At 75.8% G+C, this 7,563-nt stretch carries 4 protein-coding genes; 1 reads left to right on the forward strand and 3 read right to left on the reverse strand.

Features of this window, described 5'->3' with window-relative positions:
• The 3 genes from EAD96_RS01265 to EAD96_RS01275 form a co-directional block, all read right to left on the reverse strand.
• The coding region (locus EAD96_RS01265) for an acyltransferase domain-containing protein (protein ID WP_233585344.1) at positions 1–1,571 on the reverse strand (1,571 nt) is incomplete at its 3' end.
• Positions 1,572–1,576: 5 nt separating this feature from the next.
• Positions 1,577–2,335, reverse strand: a complete 759-nt coding sequence (locus tag EAD96_RS01270; RefSeq protein ID WP_121682979.1) for an enoyl-CoA hydratase-related protein — start codon at positions 2,333–2,335, stop codon at positions 1,577–1,579.
• Positions 2,336–2,341: 6 nt separating this feature from the next.
• On the reverse strand, positions 2,342–3,220 hold the full coding sequence (locus tag EAD96_RS01275) for a DUF6039 family protein (RefSeq protein WP_120569398.1): 879 nt from the start codon (positions 3,218–3,220) through the stop codon (positions 2,342–2,344).
• 198 nt (positions 3,221–3,418) lie between these two features.
• Between EAD96_RS01275 and EAD96_RS01280 the strand changes: the two genes are divergently transcribed.
• The coding region (locus EAD96_RS01280) for an SDR family NAD(P)-dependent oxidoreductase (RefSeq protein ID WP_121682980.1) at positions 3,419–7,563 on the forward strand (4,145 nt) is incomplete at its 3' end.

Consider the following 7,563-nt stretch of genomic DNA (forward strand, 5'->3'; position numbering starts at 1 on the left):
AGATGTGTATAAGAGAAAGCGCCCGCGGACGCGCCGTCCAGGTGCCCGGCGGCGGTCAGCGCCCGTACCGTCGCCGGGTCGGCGGTGCGCAGGAACCGGACCGCGGTGGCCAGATCCGGGGCGCGGACCATGACCTGCCGGGGACCGTCGCCGTGCCGGAACCGTACGAGCTGCGGCGACACCACTGCGAGCGGGCCGGTGACCTCCACATGGCGCACGTCGTGGGCGAGGTACAGGTCGCACAGCGCCCGCTCGTCGCCACCGGACGGCCAGGCCACGCCGTACCGGCGCACGTCGCGCAGCTCGGCGAGCGCGGCCCGGATCTCCGGCAGGGTCAGGCCCTGGGCGCCGAAGAAGCCGAGCAGCCCGGCCCCGGACAGCCGTCGCAGGAACGCCGGTGACGTGACGCCGAACGGTGACGACCCGGCCAGGCAGGCGTACCGGATGCCGTAGTCGGCCCGCAGCCCGGACGAGCCCGCCGGGCGCGGACGCGACGCCGCGGTCGGCGGCGGCCCGGAAGCGGGACCAGGCGCCACCGGCGGCGGCCCGGGGGCGGGACCACGCGCGGCCGGCTCGGACCGCGGCGGCGCGGCCGGCGGAGGCGGCACGGGAGGCGTCACCGGCGAGGGCACCGGAGGAGCGACCGGCGTGGCCGACGTGGGCGGCGAGGCTGGCGTGGGCGGCGGGACGGGCGCGGCCCGGGCGAGCGGCCCGCCGGGGGCGGGCGCCGGCAGGCTCCCGGCGGCCCGGCGCCACATCTTGGTCAGCACCTCACCGGGACCGACCTCGACCGGCTCGGTCACCCCCGACCGGGCCAGCAGGCACATCGTGTCCCACCACCGGACCGGCTCGACGAAGTGCCGTAGCAGCGTGCCCGGGATCTCGCCCGGCACGTGCGGCGCCCCGGTCACGTTGCTCACCACCGGGATCGACGGCGGCGCCGGCGCGACGTCGCGCAGGGCCACCGCGAACGCCTCCGCGGCGCCGGCCATGAACCGGGAGTGCGCCGGCACGCTGACCGCCAGCGGCACGCACCGGCCGGTGCCGTGCCGCCGCACGGCGTCGACGACCGCACGGATGCCCGCCGCGCTGCCGGCCAGCACGAACTGGTCGGGCAGGTTGTGGTTGGCGAGGTCGACGTCCGGGATCCCGGCCAGCAGTTCCGTCACCCGCGACAGCGGCAGGCCGAGCACCGCCACCATGCCGCCGCCGGTCACGCTCTCCATCAACCGTCCACGGCGGACGACCAGACTCAGCGCGCTGTCGAAGTCCAGACAGCCGGCGAGGTGCAGGGCGGCGTACTCGCCGAGGCTGTGCCCGGCCACCACCTCCGGCGGCGGCCGGCCGTCCGCCAGCGCGGCCCGGGCGGCCAGCACGCTGACCAGGAACACGGCGGGCTGCACGTACCGGGTGCGGCCGAGGTACTCGCCCCGGGCGTCCCGGCACAGCTGTGCCGGTGGCACGCCGATGATCCGCTCGGCGGTGGCGCACTCGGCGGGGAACCGGTCCAGGAGACCCTCGCCCATGCCGGGGTGCTGCGAGCCCTGCCCCGGGAAGACCCACGCGCGCACGGCGATCACCGTTCCCAGGGGTAGCGGCCGTGCGCGACGAACTCCGTGATCCGCTGCCGGACCGCCGGCGCCGACATCAGCCGGCCGAACTCGGTCACCGCGTGCTCGCGCAGCCGGTCGTCGACGCCGGAGAACGCCCGGAAGTACCGCTTGGCGTCGCCGACGACCACCGGGTCGAGGCGGTTGAGCCGGAACAGCAGCTGCCGCAGCACCGTCTCGGGACGCTCGGCCACCTCGTCGACGAGATGGATCCGGTACGCCTCGGCCGCGGAGATCGTCTGCGTGCTCAACGTCGCGGCGTACGCCTTCTGGAACCCGACCCGCCGCACCAGGAACGGCAGCACGCAACAGGGCAGCAAGCCCCACAGCGCCTCCGGCAGCGCGAACGTGCTGCGGGCGGTGGCGTGCACGAAGTCGCTCGCGGCGGCCAGCCCGACACCACCCCCGGCGACCTGCCCGTCCACCTGGGCGATCACCACCCGTGGCACGGTGGTGAAGCGTTCCAGCAGGGCGAAGAACGCCGCACCGCCGTCGGAGACACCACCGTCGCCGGCGGCGCTCTGGAAGTCCATCCCGGTGCTGAACACGCCGTCCCGCCCGGCCAGGACCACCGCCCGGCAGGCGGCGTCGCCCTCGGCCTCGTCGAGCGCCGCGTGCAGCTCGCGCAGTGTCTCGTCGTCGATGCCGTTGCGTCGCTCCGGCCGGGCCAGCGTGACGCGCAACAGCCCGGGCTCGCGCCGGAGCTCGATCGTGCGGTACGCCATCGGTGCTCAGGCCGCGCCGCTCGGCACCTGCGGCAGCAGCAGCGTGTCGCGAATGCTGCCCTCGATGAACAGCCGGTCCCAGGTGCCGCCGCCCTTGGACTCGTGCAGCCGGCGCCGGCCGAACACCTCGGTGGCCATCTCCTTGCTCCGCTCCAGCTCGGCCAGCTCGTGGTAGTCGTCGACGCTGCGCAGATGGATCAGCTGGAACAGGTGGTCCTGCTGGCCCCAGGTCTGCTCGTACAGCGTCGCGGTGACCCGGCCGGCGAGCCGCTCGTTGACGAAGTGCTGCCAGTGGGCCGCGTACATCCGGCCCTCCTCGCGGAACTCGTACTTGACGTCCGAGGTCCGCATGACGATCGCGCCCGCGGTCGCCGAGTTGATCTGCTGCTCCGGCGGCTGGTTGAGCTGGGACGACGCGGGCGGCACGAAGGTCGCCGGCTCCGCGTCGTCGCCGTCGTGGTCCATCCCGTGCTGCGGTACGAGCACGTCCTCGTGCAGGCTGCGGTGGACGAAGATGCGGTCCCAGTTGCCGCCGCCCTTGTGCGGCAGCCGGTCCTCGTCGGAGATCCGGCGGAACTCCAGGTCGTGGTCGACCATGTTGAGCAGGATCCGGTAGTCCTGCGGGGACTTCAGGTGGATGAACCAGTGCATCCGGTCCCGGCCGCCGAACACCTCCTCGAAGGCGAACGAGGTCGCCACGCCCTCCTGCGAGGTGTTGATGTACTGCAGCAGGTCCACGCTGAACTGGCGCCCCTCGGCGGCGAACCCGTAGGCCATCTGGCCGACCCGGTGCAGGATGAAGCCGGAGTTGAGCGTGTGCAGCACCCGCTCCAACGGCAGCGACGATTGGTTCAGCGCGCGGTACGGCTCGACCGTCGTGGTCATCGGTTCGCTCCTCAGGTGAGATCGCCGGTTCCGGCCCGTTTCTACGGGGACGGCCGACGGCGTGTCTGCTCACGGTTGAGCGGGCGCCGCAAGCAAGCGGCCTGCTCAACGTTGAGCAGGCGAAGCGGGTACGACTGCCTAGCGTGATGTCTCGGCCGGGATCCACGGCCGTCGACCCTTCCCAGGCGGGCAGGTGCCGTGACGCAACAGACCGATCCAGCCCACGCCGTTGTCCTCTCCGCCGCCGATCCGGAGCGGCTACGCCGGTCCGCGCACCGGCTGCGCGAGCACGTCTCCGCCACGGAGCCGGCGCTCGACCTCGCCGACGTGGCGTACACCACGCAGGTCGGCCGGATGCCGTTGCCGCACCGGCTCGCCGTGCGGTGCGCGAGCGTCGCGGAGCTGGTCGGCGGACTCGACGCCTACCTGCGGGGCGAGGCCCGCGACGGGGTGCTGCACGGCGTCGCCGGGGCGCCGTTCGCGCCGGCCGCCGCGCCGACCGACGCCGACGCCGCCGCGGACTGGGTCGGCGGCGGCCTGGTCGACTGGCGGCGGTACTGGCCGGGACCACGCCCGCGGGTGCCGCTGCCCGGCTACCCCTTCGGTGCGGCGCCGCCGGCCCCGCCCGCCGCACGTCCGCGCGACCCGGCCGGGTCGCTGCGGGCCTACCTGGTCGAGGTGTACGCCGAGGTGTCCGGCCTGCCCGCCGAGTCCGTCGACCCGCTCCTGCCGCTGGCCGAGCTGGGCCTGTCGTCGTTCCTCGTCACGCGGCTGACCGCCCGGCTGGAGAGCGACCTGGGCGAACGGTCGCGGACGCTGTTCTTCGAGCACGCCACGCTCGCCGAGGTCGCCGCGGCGCTGGCGGCCGCCGGCCGTACCGCGCCCGCCGGGGCGGTTCCCGCCGAGCCCGCCGAACCCGCCGCCGCACCCGCGGTGCCCACCGGTTCCGCCGCACCCGACACACCGCCCGCCCGGGCCGTCGTGCCGGCCACGGCGGTCGTGCCGGCCCCGGCGGTCGCCGCGGAGCGGGAGCCGGGGGAGGAGCGCGAGACGGAGATCGCGGTGATCGGCGTCGCGGGACGCTACCCGCGCTCGCCCGACCTCGACGCGTTCTGGGACAACCTCGCCGGCGGCCGCGACTGCGTCACCCCGCACCCGCCGGAGCGCGCGCGACCGGGATGGCCGACCCACCTCATGGACGGCGGGTACCTCGACGACGTCGACCGGTTCGACCCGCTGCTGTTCGGCATCACCCCCCGCGACGCCGCCCTGATGGACCCGCAGGAGCGGCTGTTCCTCGAAGTGACCTGGGCCGCGCTGGAGAGCGCCGGGTACACCCGCGCCCGGCTCCGGGAGCGGCACCACTCCTCGGTCGCCGTGTACGCCGGCGCGATGTGGAACGAGTACCCGCTGTTCGGCGCGGAGCGGACCCTGCGCGGCGTCCCGCAGGACTCCGGCGCGACGCTCGGCGGCATCGCCAACCGGGTGTCGTACTGCTTCGACCTGCACGGCCCCAGCCTGACCGTCGACACGATGTGCTCCTCCGCGCTCGTCGCGCTCGACCTCGCCGTGCAGAGCCTGCGGCGCGGCGACGCCGAACTGGCGGTGGCCGGCGCCGTGAGCCTGTCGCTGCACCCGAACAAGTTCATCCAGCAGCACCGGATGAAGCTCACCGCGAGCGACAGGCGCAGCCGGACCTTCGGCGCCGGTGGCGACGGGTTCGTACCGGCCGAGGGGGTCGGCGCGCTGATCCTCAAGCCGCTGCGGCGGGCGCTCGACGACGGCGACCCGGTGCACGCCGTGATCCGCGGCACCGCGGTCGTCCACGCCGGACGGACGAACGGCTACATCGTGCCCAGCCCGGTCGCGCAGGCCGACGTGGTACGGCGGGCGCTGCGCGACGCCCGCACCGGACCCGCCGAGATCGGCTACGTGGAGGCGCACGGCGCCGGCACGGCACTCGGTGACCCGGTCGAGATCGACGGCCTGACCCGGGCGTACCGGGACGCGGCCGGGACCGACCTGCCGCCGGGCGGCATCCCGATCGGTTCGGTGAAGTCGACGATCGGGCACACCGAGGCCGCCGCCGGGCTCGCCGGTCTCACCAAGGTCATCCTGCAACTGCGGCACGGCGTGCTCGCGCCGTCGCTGCACGCCGACGAACTCAATCCGAACATCCCCTGGGACGCCGTGCCGTTCCGGGTGCAGCGGCAGCGGGCCGAGTGGACCGGTCCCCGGGTCGCGGGCGTCAGCTCGTTCGGCGCCGGGGGCACCATCGCCCACGCGATCGTCGCCGCGCCACCCGCCCGTACCCGGCCGGTCGCGCCGCCCGGACCGCAGCTCGTCGTCCTGTCCGCCTACGACGAGGACCGCCTCGACGAGGTGGTGCGACGGCTCGTGGCGTACCTGCGCCGGGACCGCGGACCGAGCACGGCGGACCTCGTCGCGGCGGTCCGGCGGATCGCCGCCGGGGAGCATGCCGGCTCGGCCGCCGACCACGCCGCAGCGCTGCTGGCGCACGACGGGCCGGCCCTCGCCGACATCGCCTACACGCTCCAGATCGGCCGGGAGCCGCTGCGGCAGCGGCTGGCGGTCGTGGTCGAGGACGTCGCGACGCTGTGCGAACGCCTCGCCGCCTACCGCACCGACCCCGCCGTGCTGCGCGGGCGCGCCCCCGCGGCACCGGACCCGGACGCCGCACCGCCGGCCGGGGCGAGCCTGACCGACCTCGCCCGGCACTGGGTGAACGGCGGAGCCGTCGACTGGGCCGCGCTCCACGAGCCGGGCCGCACCGTCGTGGACCTTCCGGCGTACCCGTTCGCCCGCATGCGGTGCTGGGTGCCCGAGGACGTACCGGCCGGTGCCGGGCACTCCGGCACGCAGACGCCGACCGCCGTGCCGTCGCCGGCCGCCGTGCCGTCGCCGGCAGTCGGGGCGTCGCCGGCAGTCGGGGCGTCGCCGGCCGTCGCGGCGACGCCGACGCCGGTCGTCGAGCCCGCGCCGGCCGCGGACGTGCCGCTCTACGCCAAGGGGTGGGAACCGGACCCCGATCCCGGACCGGCCGCGTCGCCGGTGGCCGGGGTGATGCTGTGCGTCGGCGGCAGTCCCGATCTCGTCGCCCGCCTCGGCGGCCTGGCCGTGCACGACGTGGCGGACCTTGCCGCCGTGCTGTCCCGTGTGCCCGGCGTCGGCGGACTGGTCGGCCTGCCCGGCGGACCCGGCTGGGAGACCCGGGTACGGATGGTGCAGCGGCTGCTGGCCGAGCGTCCCACCACGCCTTTGCGGATCCTGGAGACGGCCGTCGACGACGTCCGCACGGCCGGCTTCGTCAAGGTCCTCGGCGCCGAGTACGCCCGCGTCACCGCCACCGTGCTGCACACCGACCGTCCCGGCGACGACACCGACCTCGCCGCCCGGATCCTGGCCGAATGGGTACGGGCCGACGCCTACGGCGAGGTCCGGTACGCCGGCGGCCGGCGCTACCGGCCGCGCCTGGACCTCGTACCGGCGCCCCATGCGCCGCTGCGGTGCGACCCGGCCGGGGCGTACCTGGTGACCGGCGGCACCCGGGGCGTCGGCGCGCTCGTCGCCCGGCACCTGGCCGCGCACGGCGCCCGGTCGATCGCCCTCGTCGGCGTCCACGCGGACACCGGGGTCGCGGACGACCTGCGCGCCCGCGGCGTGCGCGTGCTCCAGCACGCCGGCGGGTTCCCCGGTGTCGAGGAGTTCCTGCGGCAGGTCCGCGCCGAACTCGGCCCGCTGCGCGGCGTCGTGCACTGCGCCGGTGTGGAGAGCCGCGGCAACCCGGCGTTCCTGCACAAGGACCTGGCGGACGCACGCGCGGTGATGGCGCCCAAACTGGACGGCTTCGAGACCCTGGCGCCGCTGTGCGCCGCCGACCCGCTCGACTTCTTCCTGGTGTTCTCCTCGGTGTGCGCCACGGTGACCGGGCTGGCCGCCGGGGTCTCCGACTACGCCGCCGCGAACATCGCCGTCGACGAGCTGGTCCGCGCGCGGATCGCCGCCGGCCGTACCGAGTTCCGCTCGGTCGACTGGCCGCAGTGGGCACAGACCGGGTCCACGAGCGGACGCCCCAACCCGTGCGCGCCGGCCGGGCTCGCCCCGCTGGACGACGCCGCCGGACTACGCGTCGTCGACCGCGTGCTCGCCCTGCCGGCCGGTGCGGTGGTGCTGCCGTGCCCGCCGCTCGGCGACGCCCCCGACCCGGACGCCCTGCTGCGGCTGCGCCCGCGCCGTCCGGCGCCGGCGGCACCCACCGCCGCGACCGGCGCTCCGCACGCCGGTACGCCCGCCCCGGCCCCGGCCCCGGCCCCGTCCTCGAC

It is taken from the genome of Micromonospora sp. BL1 (assembly GCF_003667485.1).
GTDB classification, from domain to species: domain Bacteria; phylum Actinomycetota; class Actinomycetes; order Mycobacteriales; family Micromonosporaceae; genus Micromonospora; species Micromonospora tulbaghiae.

Coding starts and splice junctions, on each gene's coding strand:
- EAD96_RS01270 (WP_121682979.1), bottom strand. CDS start 2,335: ATGGCGTACCGCACGATCGAGCTCCGGCGCGAGCCCGGGCTGTTGCGC.
- EAD96_RS01275 (WP_120569398.1), bottom strand. CDS start 3,220: ATGACCACGACGGTCGAGCCGTACCGCGCGCTGAACCAATCGTCGCTG.